The 16994-nt window shown below is 57.1% G+C and carries 14 protein-coding genes, 1 tRNA gene and 1 other RNA gene; 6 read left to right on the forward strand and 10 right to left on the reverse strand.

All coding sequences use genetic code 11. The features are described 5' to 3' along the window. Nucleotides 1-18 precede the first annotated feature (18 nt). Nucleotides 19-1026 (reverse strand): nucleoid-associated protein YejK, encoded by a 1008-nt coding sequence (gene yejK / locus ACJ8IP_RS08275; protein ID WP_042785067.1) that lies wholly within the window; start codon nt 1024-1026, stop codon nt 19-21. Between the two features lie 211 nt (nt 1027-1237). On the opposite strand from yejK, the gene ACJ8IP_RS08280 reads away from it, so the two are divergent. The 4 genes from ACJ8IP_RS08280 (at nt 1238) to ACJ8IP_RS08295 (ending at nt 3574) form a co-directional block, all read left to right on the forward strand. Beyond that, nucleotides 1238-1465, forward strand: coding sequence for a YejL family protein (locus tag ACJ8IP_RS08280; RefSeq protein ID WP_004935782.1), 228 nt, complete (start codon nt 1238-1240; stop codon nt 1463-1465). A gap of 9 nt (nt 1466-1474) precedes the next feature. Next, nucleotides 1475-3256 carry an LPS biosynthesis-modulating metalloenzyme YejM gene (gene yejM, locus ACJ8IP_RS08285; RefSeq protein WP_033652524.1) on the forward strand — a complete coding sequence of 594 codons (1782 nt, stop codon included), beginning with the start codon at nt 1475-1477 and terminating at the stop codon, nt 3254-3256. A 78-nt stretch (nt 3257-3334) separates the two neighbouring features. After that, nucleotides 3335-3411 (forward strand) — tRNA-Pro (locus ACJ8IP_RS08290). Between the two features lie 33 nt (nt 3412-3444). After that, a non-coding RNA gene (locus ACJ8IP_RS08295) (RtT sRNA) lies at nt 3445-3574 on the forward strand. A gap of 138 nt (nt 3575-3712) precedes the next feature. On the opposite strand, the gene maiA is transcribed toward ACJ8IP_RS08295, so the two are convergent. Genes maiA through mhbT form a run of 4 tightly spaced genes read right to left on the reverse strand, consistent with a single transcriptional unit; the run spans nt 3713 to nt 7501 of the window. Further along, nucleotides 3713-4357 (reverse strand): maleylacetoacetate isomerase, encoded by a 645-nt coding sequence (gene maiA / locus ACJ8IP_RS08300; protein ID WP_033643826.1) that lies wholly within the window; start codon nt 4355-4357, stop codon nt 3713-3715. A gap of 20 nt (nt 4358-4377) precedes the next feature. Further along, nucleotides 4378-5079: a fumarylacetoacetate hydrolase family protein gene (locus tag ACJ8IP_RS08305; protein WP_164107143.1), complete on the reverse strand. Its 702-nt coding sequence runs from the start codon at nt 5077-5079 to the stop codon at nt 4378-4380. Between the two features lie 15 nt (nt 5080-5094). Continuing rightward, entirely contained in the window at nt 5095-6132 is a 1038-nt protein-coding gene (gtdA, locus tag ACJ8IP_RS08310) for a gentisate 1,2-dioxygenase (RefSeq protein WP_042785069.1), read from the reverse strand. Nucleotides 6133-6151: 19 nt separating this feature from the next. Then, complete coding sequence (mhbT, locus tag ACJ8IP_RS08315) at nt 6152-7501, reverse strand: 3-hydroxybenzoate transporter MhbT (protein WP_042785071.1); 1350 nt, start codon at nt 7499-7501, stop codon at nt 6152-6154. Between the two features lie 125 nt (nt 7502-7626). Between mhbT and ACJ8IP_RS08320 the strand changes: the two genes are divergently transcribed. Continuing rightward, nucleotides 7627-8538, forward strand: a complete 912-nt coding sequence (locus ACJ8IP_RS08320) for a LysR family transcriptional regulator (RefSeq protein WP_033643831.1) — start codon at nt 7627-7629, stop codon at nt 8536-8538. Between the two features lie 178 nt (nt 8539-8716). Next, the gene (locus ACJ8IP_RS08325) at nt 8717-8959 is read left to right on the forward strand and encodes a DinI family protein (RefSeq protein ID WP_042785072.1); all 243 of its coding nucleotides are present in this window, start codon (nt 8717-8719) and stop codon (nt 8957-8959) included. A gap of 157 nt (nt 8960-9116) precedes the next feature. Here the strand turns inward: ACJ8IP_RS08325 and ACJ8IP_RS08330 are convergent, their stop codons facing one another. The 5 genes from ACJ8IP_RS08330 to ACJ8IP_RS08350 all read right to left on the reverse strand — a co-directional run bounded on the left by ACJ8IP_RS08330 (nt 9117) and on the right by ACJ8IP_RS08350 (nt 16994). After that, nucleotides 9117-11138: a phage tail fiber protein gene (locus tag ACJ8IP_RS08330; RefSeq protein ID WP_108681597.1), complete on the reverse strand. Its 2022-nt coding sequence runs from the start codon at nt 11136-11138 to the stop codon at nt 9117-9119. Continuing rightward, a complete protein-coding gene (locus ACJ8IP_RS08335) occupies nt 11135-12295 on the reverse strand; it encodes a tail fiber domain-containing protein (protein WP_108681599.1) in 1161 nt (386 codons plus the stop codon). The genes ACJ8IP_RS08330 and ACJ8IP_RS08335 overlap by 4 nt, the downstream gene beginning before the upstream one ends. A gap of 50 nt (nt 12296-12345) precedes the next feature. After that, on the reverse strand, nt 12346-15933 hold the full coding sequence (gene gpJ, locus ACJ8IP_RS08340; RefSeq protein WP_089192041.1) for a TipJ family phage tail tip protein: 3588 nt from the start codon (nt 15931-15933) through the stop codon (nt 12346-12348). Between the two features lie 53 nt (nt 15934-15986). Next, the gene (locus ACJ8IP_RS08345; RefSeq protein ID WP_404757993.1) at nt 15987-16487 is read right to left on the reverse strand and encodes a tail assembly protein; all 501 of its coding nucleotides are present in this window, start codon (nt 16485-16487) and stop codon (nt 15987-15989) included. Nucleotides 16488-16655: 168 nt separating this feature from the next. Next, nucleotides 16656-16994: a hypothetical protein gene (locus tag ACJ8IP_RS08350; RefSeq protein ID WP_143557036.1), complete on the reverse strand. Its 339-nt coding sequence runs from the start codon at nt 16992-16994 to the stop codon at nt 16656-16658.

Here is a 16994-nt window from a genome sequence, read left to right on the forward strand (position 1 = left end):
GTCTGCGATTCGGCAAGCTTACTTGCCGCTGCCGGTCCGGCGCTGCAGCTGATCGCGCAGGTTCGGCGGCGTGCCTCTGATGGTCAGCGTGTCGGTGGCCGCATCCCAGAAAATGCGCTCGCCCAGCAGCATGGCGTCGAAGTTCAGACTGATACCGCCGCCGCTGCCGGCGAATTTGGTCAGCTGGCGCAGCGTGCCGCGATCCGCCGGGAAGCTGTCTTCCAGCTGATAGCCTTGCTCGCTGGAGAACTGCATGAAGTCTTTCTCACCGACCGGCGACAGTTCCTGCGACAGCGCCTGCAGTTCGATCTCTTCGCCCGCCTGCAGCTGTTCGTTGCAGTAGCTGTACACCTGCTGGCGCACCGACTGGCGCTCATTCTTGTCCAGCTGCGCGTCGGCGCAGTAGTCATCCACCGCCTGCAGCAGCCCGCGGTTTTGCGCCTTGGTGTCCAACCCTTCGGACGCCGCCAGGAAATCCATGAAGAAGTCGGCGACCTTACGGCCCACGCGCCCGCGCAGGAAGGTCAGATAGCGGGTCGATTCCGGGTTGGTTTCCCACTCGGTCAGATCGATGCGCGCAACGATATCGGCGTTGTTGATGTCCAGATAGTGCGTAGTGTTGATATCCAGCTCTTCGTTGACGCGCATGCTGTTACGGCTGTTCAGCACCGCGATCAGCAGGTACTCGACCGCCAGATAACGGTATTGACCGAACAGCACCACGCCGCCTTCGGCGAATGGATACTTCGCCAGTTCGTCGCGCAGACGGCCGGTCGCCGCGCGGCTGAAGGCCAGAAAGTCCTTATCGTCCTTGCGGCAGGTGCGCAACGCTTCCGCCAGCTCGCTGCCCTCGTTGAACAAGCCCAGGGCCTTGCTCTTGGCGCTGTAGACGCGATGCAGTTCCGCCATCATTTCTTCCACCGCCGCGTTGGTGGGAAGCAAGGAATCGCGCAGCACCACGTCCAGCGTTTGCTCGTCGCGTTTCACCAACTGGTGCAGAGCGATCTGGTCGATATCCAGACTCATGGTAAATCCTCCTGTTCTTTAGGCGCGTATTCAAACACTGAAGGCCCCGCCCTGCAATACTAAAAAACCGCGGCAAACCGGAAAGGCGCAGCGGTGAGCCGCCCCGCCGCGGGCGAACCCTTTCCCGAATGACAGGAAGTGATAAAAGAGCGGAAAATCACTGTCCTATACGGTAAGATAGGGCACTTTGCAGATTACTAAGCGCAATTTTATGCCACAATCATCCCGTTACAGTGACGAACACGTTGAACAACTGCTCTCAGAGCTGGTCAATGTTCTGGAAAAACACCATACCCCCACCGATCTTTCCCTGATGGTGCTGGGCAATATGGTCACTAATTTGATCAACACCAGCGTTGCCCCCGCGCAGCGGAAAACCCTGGCGAGATCGTTCGCGGAAGCCCTGCAGGCTTCTGTCCGTGAAGATAAAGCGCATTAATATTTATTTATGGTGACAAACCGTCAGCGTTATCGTGAAAAAGTCTCCCAGATGATCAGCTGGGGGCACTGGTTCGCCTTATTCAACATCCTGCTCGCCCTTGGGCTGGGCAGCCGCTACCTGTTTGTCACCGACTGGCCCGCTTCCCTGCTGGGCCGGGTCTATGCCTTGGTCAGCCTGCTGGGGCATTTCAGCTTTATCGTATTCGCCGGCTATTTGCTGGTGATCTTCCCGCTCACCTTCGTGGTGATGTCGCAGCGGCTGCTGCGATTTATTTCCGCCGCGCTGGCCACCGCCGGGCTCACGCTGTTGCTGGTCGACAGCGAGGTGTTCTCCCATTTCCACCTGCACCTCAATCCGGTGGTGTGGGATCTGGTGGTCAACCCGGATCAAAGCGAGCTGTCGCGCGACTGGCAGCTGATGTTTATCTGCGTGCCGGTGATCTTCCTGGTGGAGATGCTGTTCGGCACCTGGAGCTGGCAGAAGCTGCGCAGCCTGAACCGCCGCCGTTTCGGCAAGCCGCTGGCGGCGCTGTTCATCAGCGCCTTTTTCGCCTCGCACCTGATTTACATCTGGGCCGACGCCAACTTCTATCGCCCGATCACCATGCAGCGGGCCAACCTGCCGCTCTCGTACCCGATGACCGCGCGCAAGTTCCTCGAAAAACACGGCCTGCTCGATCAGCAGGAATATGAACGCCGCCTGGTGCAACAGGGCAATCCGGAAGCGGTGGCGGTGGAGTACCCGCTCAGCGATCTCAGCTACGGCGATAAAGGCAGCGGCTATAACCTGCTGATGATCGTGGTGGACGGCATTCGCGCCAAAGACGTGGCGCAGGACATGCCGACGCTGACGCGTTTCGCCCAGGAAAACGTGCGCTTCAGCGATCACTACAGCTCGGGCAACCACGCCGACACCGGGCTGTTCGGCCTGTTCTACGGCATTTCCCCGACCTATCTGGACAGCGTGCTCGCCGGCCGCAAGCCGTCGGCGCTGATCAACGCGCTCGGCGAGCAGGGTTACCAACTGGGGCTGTTCTCGTCCGACGGCTTCAACGCCAGCCTGTACCGTCAGGCCCTGTTGACCGACTTCTCGCTGCCGACGCCGGCGCCGCAAAGCGACGCGCAAACCACGCAGCAATGGCAACGTTGGCTGACGGATCAGGGCGACAAAGAGCCGTGGTTCTCCTATATCAACTTCAGCGGCGCCGAGCCGGCCGAAGGCGCTAAAACTCCGGCGCCGGCCGATTTTATCCAACGCTATCGCACCGGCGCTCAGGACGTGGACGCCCAGATAGCCCAGGTGCTGGATACCCTGAAACAGCGCGGCCTACTGGATAAAACCGTGGTGGTGATCACCGCCGAGCACGGCGTCGAGTTCAACGACAGCGGCAAAGGCCAATGGGGCGCCGGCACCGCCTTCAACCAGGCGCAGCTGCAGGTGCCGCTGGTGATCCACTGGCCGGGCACGCCGGCGCAGACCATCAACAAGCTGACCGGCCATAACGACGTGATGCGTACCTTGATGCAACGGCTGCTGCACGTGAAAACCGCGCCGAAAGACTATTCGCAAGGCGAAGATCTGTTTACCGCCCAGCGCCGCAACAACTGGATCGCCACCGGCGATGGCAATCAGCTGGTGATCACCACGCCGACGCAGACGCTGATGCTGGACAACAGCGGCAACTATCGCGTCTACGATCAGAACGGCGATGAAATAAAAGACGAGAAACCGCAGCTTGCTCTGCTGTTGCAGGTGCTGACCGATGTAAAACGCTTTATCGCCAACTAACTGCTTAAAACTAAAGCAATCAAGTGGTAAGGCGCTTGCATAAACATCGAGAATCGGTAGTATGATTTTTCATAGCGTCGGCATGTAGCGCAGCCTGGTAGCGCACCGTCATGGGGTGTCGGGGGTCGGAGGTTCGAATCCTCTCATGCCGACCAAATTCAAGAAAACCTGCTGTAACAGCAGGTTTTTTTTCGTCTGTACGTGAGAGGATGAGAATCTCCGAAGGAGGTTTGAGCCGAACGTAGTGAGACCACGTTGCTTTAGCAACGGCCCGCAGGGCAAGCATCGAAGATGCGCATAATCCTCTCATGCCGACCAAATTCAAGAAAACCTGCTGTAACAGCAGGTTTTTTTTCGTCTGTACGTGAGAGGATGAGAGCGCAGACGCTGCCCCCCTGCCTCCCCCAACGATCATTGCGCGCCTCGCTTTCGCGACGGCCTTTCTCTTTACCAGGCTCAGGCTGAGATTTTGTCTTGTTGGTTTTCGGGCGCTGCGGCGATGAACGCCGGTAGCTGAGTACAGGCGTCGTAAATCGCTTTACAGCGCGGGTACCCGCTCAGATCGCACCCCATCCGCAGGGCATTCGCCCACTGAGGGATCAGACAGCAATCTGCCAACGTCGGGCTGTCGCCAACGCAGAAGGGCCCTGGCGGCCTCTGGAGCAACAGCTGTTCCACGGCGCTCAGCCCTTGCCGGATCCAGTGCGCATACCAGCGTTTTTTCTCTTCCTCACTCACCTTCAGCTCTTCACTCAGGTAGCGTAACACCCGTAGGTTATTGACCGGGTGAATATCGCAAGCGATGACATAAACGATTTCCAGTACCCGGCTGCGCGCCGGATCGGCCGTCGGCAACAGCGGCGACTGGGGGAAATGGCGATCCAGCCAGTCGGTAATCGCCAGCGACTGGCTGAGAGACTCGCCGTCGTCCGTGAGCAGCGTCGGCACCAGCCCGACCGGGTTCATACGCCGATAAGCCAGCTCATTCTGCTGCCCGATGCGAATATTGACGCCCACCGTCTGGTAATGGATACCTTTCAGCGCCAGCGCAATGCGCACGCGGTAGGACGCAGAGCTATTAAAAAAACTGTACAGCTTCATCATTCACCTCAGAATCAGCCTCAGACAATCTTCACGGCGATAGGGGTAAGCCCCTCTACATTCCCGGTAATCACATCGCCTTTCACCACCGCCCCCACCCCTTCCGGCGTGCCGGTAAAAATCAGATCGCCGGGCTGCAGCTCAAAAAAGCCGGACAGATAGCTGATGGTTTCATTCACCGACCAGATCAGATGACGGATGTCGCTGCGCTGACGATCGCTGCCATTGACCTGCAGCCAGATAGGCGCATGGTTGACGTCTGCGCTGTCGCCGGCTTTATGCAGTGGCGCGATGGGCGCAGAGAGATCGAACGACTTACCGATTTCCCATGGGCGCCCCATTTGACGCATGTCCATCTGCCGATCGCGGCGGGTCATATCCAGGCCCGTGGCATATCCCCAGATATATTCATGCGTGTTTTCCAACGGAATATCGCTCCCCCGTTTACCAATCGCCACCACCAGTTCGATTTCGTAGTGATAGTTGTCCGTTTGCGCCGGATACGGCAGCGCCAGCGTTTCGCCGGCCGCCACCGGCACCACCGCATCGGCAGGCTTGCAGAAGAAGAACGGCGGCTCACGATCCGGATCAAAGCCCATTTCGCGAGCATGGGCGGCATAGTTGCGCCCGACGCAGTAGACACGGTGCACGGGGAACTGTTTATCACTCCCCACGACAGGAACAGTCACGGGGGCTGGCGGTGCAAATACGTATTGCGTCATTTTGTCTCTCCCAAATTAATAACGTGCTTCACGGAACAGCCCCAGGGCTTCCTGAACCGGCCGGTCCGAAAAACTGAATAACACGGTGTCTTCATGCGCCTGAAACGACACGTCGAACCAGGTCGGCGCCACAAAGATATCTTTTGCCGAAAAGTGAAGGGTTTCGTTGCCGATGCTGACCTGGCCGCGCCCTTCCACCACGTGGTAGAGGGTGCTGTCCGTGGTGCGCGCTTTTCGTGAGGAAAAGCCTTTCGGCAACAGTTGCAGGAAGGCGCCCATCGAGGGCATGGGATAGCCGCCGGTCACCGGATTGACGTAGCGCATCTTGTAGCCGTCCCACTCGTCGGCGTCCCCCATGCGGGTGAGGTCGTACAGCGTTTCGCGGCTGCGATCGTAGCGGTAGTTGAAAATGGGCGATGAGTTGCCTTTCTGATGGCGCAGCGGCAGCATATTGGCCGCATAACGCGGTAAATAGTCCCCCTCCCGGCGCGTCACGGGCTGCTGTTCTTGCGGATAGTCTTCCGCGAAACCGCAGCCCAGCAGATTCACCAGCGGCAAATCCAGCCCGTCCAGCCATACCACCGGCTCAGCGCCGGGATTGCCGTGATCGTGCCAGCGCCACTGCGGCGTCAAAATGAAGTCGCCTTCATGCATTTGCGTTCGTTCGCCGTCAACGGCGGTAAACGCCCCTTTCCCTTCGACGATAAAACGCAACGCGGACTGATTATGGCGATGGCTCGGCGCAATTTCGCCCGGCATGATCAACTGCAATCCGGCGTACAGCGTCGGGGTGATGGCGGCTTGTCCGCGCAACATCGGGTTTTCCAGCACCAGCACGCGGCGCACTGCTTCTTTGGTGCCAATCAACTCGCCGCTGGCCAGCAGGTGCGGGCGAATCTCCTGATAGTTCCAGTAAGCCGGGGCGCAGTTTGCATTCGGCGTTGACGGTACCAGATGGTGCAGCGACTCCCACAACGGGGTCAGGTTCTGCCCGGAAATCTGCCGGTAAAACTGCTGGCGGCTGGGGTTAACATCCTGATGGCGTTCAGGCATAGGGATTCTCCTTTTTCATTCACGACGCTGCGCGAGGCAACGTGTCAGGGGCTGGGGCAGACAGACGAACGACAGCCGTCAACAGCATTAACATCACCGTACTGAGCGCCGCCGGAAGGGCAATAATGAAAAATAGCGTATCGAATGAGAAATTCATCGCCATCATCACGCCGCCGGAAAGCGAGCCGACAATCGCGCCGCAGCGGCCAATGGCATTGGACCAGCTGACGCCCGTCGCCCGGCTTTGCGTCGGATAGAGCGTGGCGGTCAAAGCATTCAGCCCGACCTGCGACCCGCTGATGCCGATGCCGGTGCCGAAGATGGCCAGCGCCATTTGCCACAGGCCGTTCTCGCTCAGGCCAATCATGACGATACACACGGCGCCCAAGGCGTAGCTCACCGCCAACACCCGGAAGGGATTGCATTTGTCCATCAACACGCCCAGCCCCAGCGCGCCCACCGTGCCGCCTATCTGGAAAGCGGCGGTTACCCAGGAGGCATGCCGCAGATCAATACCGCGGTGGTTAAGCAGCGTCGGCATCCAGCTGGAGAGCAGGTAGATGATCAGCATGCTCATGAAAAAAACCGCCCAGAGCATGAGGGTGATGCGCAACTGGCGGCCGGCGAACAGCGGGCTGATGCTGCCTTTGGCCGCCGTGGCGGCTTCGTTCAGATAAAAATGGGTTTCTTCATCGCACTCGCCAGTCATGGCGCTGACCGTTTTGGCAATCACCTTTTGCGGCAGTTGGCGGCGAACCTGCCAGCGCGGGGATTCCGGCAGGGCAAACAGCAGCGCCGCAAAGAGCATCAACGGCAAGACGCCGCCGAGCACCAAAATGCCGGACCACCCCACCCTCGGCACCAGTTGGGCGCTGACGATCCCGCCCAGGGCCGAACCGAGCGTGAAACCGCAGAACATCAGCGTGACCAGCGCGCCACGGCGGCGAGCGGGCAGATATTCAGAGGTCATCGTGATGGTGTTCGGCATCGCGCCCCCCAGGCCCAGGCCGGTGAGAAAACGCAAAACGACCAGCGTTTGCAGATCGGGGGAGAAGGCCGAAATCAGGCTCAGCGCGCCAAACAGCGCCACGCAGAGTTCGATAACGCGCTTGCGGCCAAAGCGGTCAGAGAGCGGACCGCAAAGCAGCGCGCCCGCCGTCAACCCCAGCAGCCCCGCGCCAAACAGCGGCGCCAGCTCACCGGCGGACAGCTGCCACTGGGCACGGATGTCGGGCGCGATGAAACCAATGGCCGCGGTGTCAAAACCATCGAGCATCACCACCAAAAAGCAGCAGAGAATGACGCGCCACTGCGTCTTGCCGATAGGGGCTGCGTCGATCAGTGCTTGTAAATCACGCCGTTGAGTCATAGTGAGCGCCTCGCAGCAGGTAGGGAGATGTCTGTGTTGTTTTAGGTATGTTACGAATTTGTATCTTTAGCGATAAAATGTACAATGGCTTTTCGGGCGGAGACATAACCGGAGGGTTATAACAAATGGCGAACTGGGCGCAGAAATTGAAGCTGCACCATCTGCAAATGTTGGTGGCATTGGGTGAACAGGGAAATCTGACCCACGTTGCGCGGATGATGAACATCTCCCAACCCGCTCTGTCAAAATGGTTGTCGCAGCTCGAAGATGAGATTGGGCTCACGCTCTTTGAGCGGCATAGCAAAGGGCTACGCCCCTCCGAGGGGGGGAAATTGCTGCTTCAGCATGCGCAGCGTTTGATCAATGATCTGGAGCGTTCGCAGTCTGAAATCGCCCGCTTTAAGCAAGGCGGGCTGGTGGGAAGCCTGAAAATCGGCTGCTCGCCGGTGGCGACCGACTGCGTTTCACAGGCCATATTGAGCCTGCTGCAGGAAATGCCGACGCTGCATCTCAATATTGAGGAAAAGGTGATGACCCCACTGCTGCACGATCTGCTCGCGGGCGCGGTGGATGTCGTCGTGGGCCGCGTCGGGGGGCGGGCGCTGCAGCTGCCGCTCAACTATCAAGTGCTCTACACCGAACCGGTATGCTTCGTTGCCCGCCCTCACCATCCGCTGGCAAAATCCGCCTCCCTCACCTGGCACGATCTCACCCACTGGCGCTGGATAGTCTGGCCGACCGGCACGCCAATCCGCCTCAGCATCGATAATGCGTTGGCAGATAACGGCGTGATGCTGCCTGAAAACACGGTTGAATCGGCATCGATGAACGTCAGCACCAACCTGCTGCAAAGCAGCGACATGATCTCCATTCTTTCACTACGGCTGGCGCAGCGTTATGCCAGCCAGGGGCAACTGGCGATCCTGAACCTGCCGAAGATTGAGCAGAAAGGCAGCGTGGGTGTTTTCTGGCGCAACAGCGAGCCGCCTTTTGCCGCGCTGAGCCGCTTTTTGCAGCTGCTGACGCAGGCCAGATAAAAATCGCCTTAACGCGACGGCTCCCTTTTCTCGCAGAACGGGGATTCAGCGGCGGGCTTTACCGCACGCCGCGCAAGCAAGAATGATCGCATCATGCAAAATTCCGTCCCCCCCTCTTGCCAACCCGAGCGGCTCAGGCCAGAATACTGTACATTAAATCAGTGTTTACAGGTGAGTCATGTTTGTAGAATTGGTATACGACAAACGCAACGTCGCTGGGCTGCCCAACGCCGCCGAGATTATTCGCAGCGAGCTGGAAAAACGCGTGCATGTGCTGTTCCCGGAGGCGGAAGTGCGCGTGAAACCGATGCAGGCCAACGGCCTGAACTCCGACGCCAGCAAAAGCGATCGCGAAAAGCTGAACCGGATGTTGGAAGAGATGTTCGAAGAAGCGGATCAGTGGCTGGTCACTGATATTTGACGGGAAAGAACGTTATTCGCAGGGGCGAACTCCCACTCAGCGGGAACCCTGCATAGCGGAACGGGCAGTGACTCTGCCCGAGCCTGGCGTCGATGATGCCGGCGCAGATACCTGAAACCGACTGCACCGGCATTATTTACCTGGCATCCATTCGAGTTTATGAAACCGCGTTGGTTTCCGATGGCGTGTCATCGTTTAACACCAGCGCCTCCGGCGGCAACACTTCCACCTCTTCACGCACCGGCATGGCGAGGCGCAGATCGATCCAGCGTCCCTCAGGGATATCCATCGCTTCGCCGGCCACGACCGTCGCGGTATCGATGTCAAAACGACGTTTGCTGATTTTCACCGTAATGACGCCGTCGTTATCGGTGGCGGTTTCCACAAAGCACAGGCGGTTGCCGTTCACGTCCTGCGGCACTTCGATAGTCCAGCCCTCCTTTGCCAACCCCAGCGATCCATTCAGCTGATAAAGTCCGGTAGCGATTCGTTCCGCGCTCACCCCGGCCGCTTCGCCATTAACGGCGACATAGCCGGCCAAATCAAAGCCGCCGTCCAGATAGTCCGCTTGCATATGCTGCGGCGCCGCGGACAATCTGGCGATCGGCGAGGCTTTCTTGATAAAGCCGTTGGCGTCAACGGTGGTGTTGGCTTCCGACCACATCCAAACCCAGGGGGTAAACGTAGCGCCATTCCAGCTGCGCACGGCAATTTTCCCCGATTGCGCCGCACTTACACCATAGCCGTAACAGGTTTGCACCGTCCGGTAACTGTCGTCGGTTCCCGCCTGCGTCACCGCCCACGATCGCGTATCGAGAAAGTGAGTGCCGACATCTTTGAAGGGATTGCCAATGGGATCTGTGCTCACATAACCCCGTCGGCTCTGCATTTGCGCATTGAAGTTGCCTTTATTTGCGGCGGTAGCACCTTTACTCAAGCCCCAATCTTTCAGGTTTGCAATATCCGCGACGGTGGGTTGATCGGACGAGCTAAATAATCGCGACCAGGTGATAGTCGAAGGCAATGCGGTAGATGAACTCCCCACCCAAGCCTGCCGCGAAACCGATGTGGCAAAATACGCGCAAGATGGCCCGCCATCCACCGGCAGCGTTAATATGCCCCCGGACACGTTGCCCGGCCGATTGGCCGTCGCTACCGTGTAGCGCTGAATGGAGGATTTATTATCCTTCGCAAATGCATCCTCGGTATGAATTGGTCCGGTACCAAAACCACCGATAGCAGATTGGGCGACAGTAGCATAATCAGGTAACGCCTGGGATTGCGAAAACGAAACGCCCGTGCGCATATCAATTTTCATCACCCCGCTCGGTTCCACCGATTGCTTTACCGCCTTATGCTCCCAGCGCAAGCCGGCCGCGTTCGCGTAGGTGATTTGCTCAACCGTATACCAGCAGTTGATGGTGAAAGTATTCACTTTCACATAGATATCATAATTATCGCGACTGGATTCAATAACCTGAATATCCAAGATCGCCGTTCCGGTATCGTTAAGAAAGGTGCCGCCGATACGATTGGCCTTATTGGTCGTATCGCTGGCGCCAAGATTACCCGTCCTCAGCATCAGGCGTGACAGGCCAGCGTTATAAACAAATCCGTTATAGCCGTTCGAACCGTAGAAATTGAGCGCGATCCCGACACCATTTTGCCCCACATTTTTAAACTGCCCCAACAGGAACCAAGTGGCGATATTGGTGTTGTTTTCCGGGAACTTGAACCGCACATTATCAAAGGCGGTCACCACCTGTGCGGCGCTCTTCGCCGCATTTTGCTCGCTGGTTTTCGCCGCCGCAGCGGAGGAAGAAGCCTTGCCTGCGGAGGCGGCCGCCTCTGCACGCAAACGATCGACGGTTTGCACAATCTCCGGCGTGATATCGCTTTCCCCTGGCCGGCTCAGGAAATCATTGAGCGTGCCGGGCAAGGAATCGCTATACACCTCGATAGCCCCCACCCGTTCCGGCTGTGCGCCATAGACAGAGATGATAACCTCGTAAGCGCCCGGCTCCACGGATAGAGCGTATTTACCGCTGTCATCCGTCACCGATTGTGATTTAGCCAGGCTCAATACCGTTGACGAGGTTCTGACTGCGCGCATGGTAATGGTTACGCCGGAACGAGGATCGCCATAAGGCCCTTTTAATACGCCGCTGATTAAAGTCATTGCACTTTCTCCATGAGTTCTTTGATTAATTCATCCTGGCGATCGATTCTATCCAGAGCCTGATTCAAGGCAGCCAAGGCCACATATCCCAACGTTGAATAATCGACGGATTTTACTCGAGTAACGGTTTCGCCATTTTGCAACTCTAAAGAACCACCTTCAGCAACAACCTGAGGAAGCTTCTTTTCAATTTCTTGTGCGATACCACCGATAAAGGGCTTGCCATCGCGCTTGCCGGTATAGAGTTTTAGACCACGAATGAGTGTTATGGGATCTTCAATTTCTTTTACTTCAGTTTTAATTCTAAGATCTGAGCCGGTCACCCAATTTCCAGTTAAGTTATTAAAGTCTCCGTTATTCTGTAGACGAACCTCATGCCAAACATTGGCATAATCCTTAAATGAAATCGCACCATAATCAGTTACACCAATTTCACGGCGACAAAACATTTGCATAGCTGTGACAACACCACCTGCAGTTGTCATAACCGATAGTAATGTCGGGCCATCTACAGTTCCGGTAGATCTAGTAAACGTCTTTTCAGCACGGACATTAGACGACCCCGTATCACCAGAGTTCAAATGAATCCCATTTCGCCCCATCATGGTATCATCAAATGTCGTTGACTTACGGAAGCGTGAATATCCCCCCACGTCAAGGTTTGCCGTTTGCCCTGTCACCAAAGAACCCTGTAAAGACAGTGAACCTTTAATTTCCTGGGCAGCGCTAATCGTCTTGTCTAATTTATTATTGAGTGAATCTGCAATATTATTCCAGGCTGGACCGGTATAGGTGCTGCCATCAGGGAGCGTTACCGTAATATTTCCGCTGCCGCTGAAGACCTGCTGCCAATTCTCTTTATCGGAATTCAACCCACGCAGGGCTTTCGCCGTCTCGGCAGCCAGCTGGGCAGTGATGGCGTTCATTGCATCGCGCGGTACAGCATTCCAGGCAACACCGACCTGAGTCGAGCCGTCATAGGCTTTAACCAGCGTTGCCTGCGTAGCATTATCAACGGTTTTAACCGGCAGCGTATAGGTTACGCCGCCGACCACGCTCACGATGAAATCACCGTCTTTCAGCTCGGTATTAAAGGCCGTTCCGGTACCTTTTACTATTGTGGAATTATTTGTTAGGGTGAGAGTGCCTGCTGGCATAAATATCCTCCTGAATTAGCCTGATAAAAACCTCGTTACGGAGATGATGGTTACTCCAGCCCAAAGGCTGTATATTGCGGAGTGGCAAAGATGTTCACAATAAAAGTCGTTGAGTGCGATTGTCCTTGGTCAAGCTCTCCTGCGGCAAGCTGCCAAAAGGCAGTCGAAGACTTTCCAATTAATGTATCGATATAAACGATGGATACTGAAGGTTGCCCGCTACTAGAACTGGAACTAACGGAAACCTCTGGCATATAGCCTCCGCCGGTTGTGTTTTGCCTAACCCCGCCATAACCGTGAGGATAGCCTCGTCCACTTCTTTTAATTTGAATCTGTCCAAAGACACGAACGGGAATAACATTATTACCGCCAAAGCGTAATAACCGACTCGCATTAGTATGATAACCCGTCCAGCTTAACATCGAGCCATCCATGATCGCGCCTTCGATATTCGCGGCGGAAAGTTTTCCCTCAATGGAGCAATTCTCAAGGATCCGGCAATTGCCAATCACGCCATTTTTAAACTCACCAGTGTCGGCATATATCGCTCCACGGGCGCTAATGTTATTGAATTGTGCCCCGCCATCTTTATTTATCGCCCAGCCACGCTGCCCACTTACCCAATTAGAAGACTGGATATGCTGTGCGATCTTTGCGCTATCGATAGTACCATTGCGAATAAACGCGTCGCTAATAAACACCTGCCCATCCACCACGGCAAACGGCGAATACTGATTGCTGTTGTTGCCGCTCATCAGCACGAACTGGTTGGCGTTAAAGCCCACGCGGGTGGTAACCGGCCTGCCGTTTTCCGCCAATACCGCGATCGACATGCCGGCGTTGTAGAAGGTGCCGTTCACCCGCACGCCCGCTTTCAACGTATGGATGGCCGTGGCGCCGTCGGCGTCTACCGTCGCCGTCAGTTTGTCTTCCAGCACCGCCGCCACGTCGTCAATCTGCGCCTGCACCTGGGTTTTCATCTCGGCCAGCCCGCGATCGACCTCCGCGATGGTGGTTTTCACCACCATGATATCGGCGCGCACCGTACCGTACTGCGCCCATTGGTGATCCACCGTCGCGTTGTTGGCCAGCGCATTCTGCAAGATAGCGTCGATGTTGGTGTCGATATCGCCCACCAGCCGCTCGCCGTCTTTCGCGGTCAGGAGATCGTCGCCGATGTTCTCGAGATAATCGCCGGCGTCCGCGTTCGCCTGCCCAGCGGTCCAGCCTGTCCAGTCGCCCTGATTGCCGGTGCGGTCTTGCAACCGCGCGCGGAACCAGAACTCCTGCCCCGCCTTCAACCCTGTCATGGCGTGGGTGTGCAGCGGGTACGGGATATCGGCCAGCAGCATCGCGTTATTTCCGGCGGCGTTGTCCGCATACTGAATTTCGGTCTTGAGCGTATCTTCAGCGCCGCCAGGGAACGCCCAGTCGAGCTGGATGCCCCACAGCAAAGGCGATGCCTTGAAGCCAACCGGCATCGGCGGTTTACCCTCTTTGCCCTTGAGGTAGGTTTCCATCGACGTCGCCCAAATAGACGATACGTCACTGGCGTTGATGGCTCGCACCCGCACCCGATAACGACCGGCGTAAATCCCCGGCACCTCGAAGCCGAGCGCCGAGGTGCGCGGCACCGACACCCAGTTGCCGTTATCTTTGCGCCATTCCGCCTCATAGGCGATGGCATTTTCAACCGCGCCCCAGGCGGCGCGCAGGGTGGTAATGGCGATACCCTGGCTCACCAAGGAGTAGCTGTCGATGATGATGTTCTTCGGCGGCGCCTGCACGCCGGGCGGAATGATGGAGATCGGACGATCGTCGATACGCGCGCCGGTATCGATGCGGGCGTACTTGTTCGGATCGTGTTCCGCCGCGTTGACGGTATAGGTGTTGTCGCCGTTGTCGGCGATACCCACCACGCGGTAAAGCTGCACCGCCAGGTCGTCCGCGTCGATGGACCAGGCCGCTTCCGGCGCCGGCGTCTCGCTGTAGGCCGTGGTGACGGTCACTACGCGTTCATTCACCGCCTGCACGGTGCGCGCCTGCGCCCGGCCGGAAGGCAGGTTGACGATCAGGCGATCGCCGGCTTTGGCGCCCGGCGTCCTGTCCAGCGTCAGTTTACGGCCGTCCACGCCGCTGAGGCGCCCGCCAATCACCCGCCCGGCCAGCATCTGGTCTGCCACGCCGACGATATGCCCCGGCATGGGGATCATGCCGTCCAGCCCCACGGAAAAGCTGACCGTACGATCCTTGCTGTTAGTCAACAGCGCCCAGCGGCCGCGGCGGTTCGCTTCGCTCGGCGTGGTGCAGCCGATAGCCGTCAGCTCGGTCTGGTTCACGTCGTAGCGGCGCACCAGATCGCTGTCGAATACCGCCTCTATCGCATCGGCGTAATGGTTGCCCGGATCGGACCAGCTGACCATCGCCGTACTGTAGCGGGTGCGTTCGCTGGCGGATGAGTAGGTAAACTTGCCGTCGATCACGTTGGCGCGGGTGTAGGTGAAGTCCATATCGCGCGGCATGTCCGCCAGGGCGACCATTTGGTTTTGTCCCCAATAGGTCATACCGCGGAAAATGCCGGCCAAATCGCTCAGCACCGTCCAGGCCTCTTCCCGCGACTGCAGATAAACGTTGCAGGTGAAACGCGGCTCCATGCCCTCGCCGCCGCGCCCGTCCGGCACCGGCTGATCGCAATACTGCGCGATGCGGTACAGTTCGGACTCGGAGACCTGGGAGGCGTCGATGCGATCGCCCAGGCCAAAGCGCTCGGCCAAAATAATGTCGTAAAACACCCACGCCGGGTTATCGCTGTAGGCCCACTTAAAGCCGCCGCTCCAGAGGCCGGTATAACTGCGCGTTTGCGGATCGTAGTTGTCCGGCACGCGGATCAGGCGGCCGCGCGGTTTGCAGCTGATCTTCGGGATGTTGGGGAACTGCTTTGAATCAAACTCCACGTAAAGCAGCGCAGTGTTCGGGTAGCGCAGCTTGGCGTCGATGATTTCGGTCAGCGCCTCGATGTTCATCCGGTCGGCGATCCGGGCGCTGTTGGCGTTAGGCGTCAACCGGCGCACGCGCAGCTGCCATCCCGTGGTGGCCTTCGGCAAATTGATGCGGTGCGAGCGTTCATACAGCGAGGTGGTTTTATCGTCGATCGCCGCCGTTAGCACCTCCTGGTAGCTGCCGCCGTCGGTCGCCACGTCGATGGCGTACTCGATGCGATAGCCGTTGACGTCGCCGTTGTCCGCCTGTTTTTGCAGCATAGGCCAACCCAGGCGCAGGCGGACGGCGGAAAGTTGCAGGTTCGAGACGGAGCGCACCCACGGCGCGCCGCTTTTCAGTTCGCTGCCGACCGAGATCTCATTTTCAACGGCGGGAATGCCCTGGATATATTCCTGCGCCTGCGAGCCAGGGCGGAACTCCCAGCGGAAACCGGGAAAGTTTTCCGTGCCGTCGATGTTCAGTACCGGCGTACCGTCAACAAAAATGTTTGTGCCATCCAGCCCGCCGGCAAATTCCCCTTCGCCTAATGCGAACAGCATCTTCGCTCTGGCGATCGACTGAATGCTGTCCGGCGATTCTACCGGCGTGTGGCCGCCACCGCCGCCGCCTTTTCGCCCACGGATCATGTTCTGTGCCATATTTCGCCCATAAAAAAAGCCGCTATTGCGGCTGTCTGTTCAAACGGATGTCGTTATTGCTGGTCTTCGGTATAAATACCTGCGGAGATAATCGCCCCGCCAATTTCACGCGTGCCGTACAGCACGCCGACGGGGTTGCCCTGCGCCGTGGTGTTGACCGGCCCGCCAAAGGCATAGCTCGGTTTATTTTCCGGGCCTTGCCGCATGCGCAGCCCGCCCATTTGCGGGGAAAGCATTTGGACGACGCCGCCGAGGGCAAGGGAAGCACCCATCAGGCCAACGGAAGTGGCTGTGGTTGCCGACATCATTGCCGCTCCACCTATAACTGGGTTCCAAGCAGCCAGAGCAATTAATGCTATTCCTGCAATAGTTTGAAAAAGCCCTGCACGTTTACTTCCAATAACCACTGGCACCAGGTGAATGTCTTCCGTGCCTTTCGTCAGCTCCATCTCGTCTTGACCAACGTTACGTTTCCCCACAAATACAGCGAAGGTCAGTCCGCGCTTATGTGCTTCCAACATATATCGTTCAAATCCGTCTATTAGATTTTTCATAGCATCGATAGCTTTTGGAACATTGTGAGCACGATATTTAAAGTTTTTACCAAACAACCTAACCATCGGGCCGTGGAAGTGAACTACTCTTAATGGCACCTCGATAAAGCTCATATGACCCCCAATAAAAAACCCGCCTAGGCGGGTATATAGCGTGTAACCAAGATACTATTTACATGCATTAACTGCCGCCTCATAGAAGTCCATATCTCGTTTTTTATAAAATAAGAAATCGCTACCAGAGTCAGTCTTTTTCACGTCAATTAACATTACAACACCTCTAGACATATCATTTATCTGAGCTGTATAACCGCGCTCCGCAGGCTGTGGGCTAATTGGTGAGATGGTGTTTTTTTCATTCCAAACATTAAGAACACATCCAATATATACATCCGCTGCTTTAATTGTATGGCCTTGGATAGCCGGTGTTGTCAATCGAAGTTCGTTAGCCGTAGTTGAACAGCCAGACAAAATTACTGTGGCAATTGCAGCGATAATTTTCTTCAT

Source organism: Serratia sp. CY52157 (assembly GCF_052168495.1).
In the GTDB taxonomy this organism is placed as follows: domain Bacteria; phylum Pseudomonadota; class Gammaproteobacteria; order Enterobacterales; family Enterobacteriaceae; genus Serratia; species Serratia ureilytica.

What these genes read in the sequence shown, in the direction of transcription:
- yejK (WP_042785067.1), bottom strand. Translation starts at nt 1,026, where the DNA reads ATGAGTCTGGATATCGACCAGATCGCTCTGCACCAGTTGGTGAAACGC.
- yejM (WP_033652524.1), top strand. Translation starts at nt 1,475, where the DNA reads ATGGTGACAAACCGTCAGCGTTATCGTGAAAAAGTCTCCCAGATGATC.
- maiA (WP_033643826.1), bottom strand. Translation starts at nt 4,357, where the DNA reads ATGAAGCTGTACAGTTTTTTTAATAGCTCTGCGTCCTACCGCGTGCGC.
- ACJ8IP_RS08345 (WP_404757993.1), bottom strand. Translation starts at nt 16,487, where the DNA reads ATGAAAAATCTAATAGACGGATTTGAACGATATATGTTGGAAGCACAT.
- ACJ8IP_RS08320 (WP_033643831.1), top strand. Translation starts at nt 7,627, where the DNA reads ATGGCGAACTGGGCGCAGAAATTGAAGCTGCACCATCTGCAAATGTTG.
- ACJ8IP_RS08350 (WP_143557036.1), bottom strand. Translation starts at nt 16,994, where the DNA reads ATGAAGAAAATTATCGCTGCAATTGCCACAGTAATTTTGTCTGGCTGT.
- ACJ8IP_RS08335 (WP_108681599.1), bottom strand. Translation starts at nt 12,295, where the DNA reads ATGCCAGCAGGCACTCTCACCCTAACAAATAATTCCACAATAGTAAAA.
- ACJ8IP_RS08325 (WP_042785072.1), top strand. Translation starts at nt 8,717, where the DNA reads ATGTTTGTAGAATTGGTATACGACAAACGCAACGTCGCTGGGCTGCCC.
- ACJ8IP_RS08305 (WP_164107143.1), bottom strand. Translation starts at nt 5,079, where the DNA reads ATGACGCAATACGTATTTGCACCGCCAGCCCCCGTGACTGTTCCTGTC.
- gtdA (WP_042785069.1), bottom strand. Translation starts at nt 6,132, where the DNA reads ATGCCTGAACGCCATCAGGATGTTAACCCCAGCCGCCAGCAGTTTTAC.
- mhbT (WP_042785071.1), bottom strand. Translation starts at nt 7,501, where the DNA reads ATGACTCAACGGCGTGATTTACAAGCACTGATCGACGCAGCCCCTATC.
- ACJ8IP_RS08330 (WP_108681597.1), bottom strand. Translation starts at nt 11,138, where the DNA reads ATGACTTTAATCAGCGGCGTATTAAAAGGGCCTTATGGCGATCCTCGT.
- ACJ8IP_RS08280 (WP_004935782.1), top strand. Translation starts at nt 1,238, where the DNA reads ATGCCACAATCATCCCGTTACAGTGACGAACACGTTGAACAACTGCTC.
- gpJ (WP_089192041.1), bottom strand. Translation starts at nt 15,933, where the DNA reads ATGGCACAGAACATGATCCGTGGGCGAAAAGGCGGCGGCGGTGGCGGC.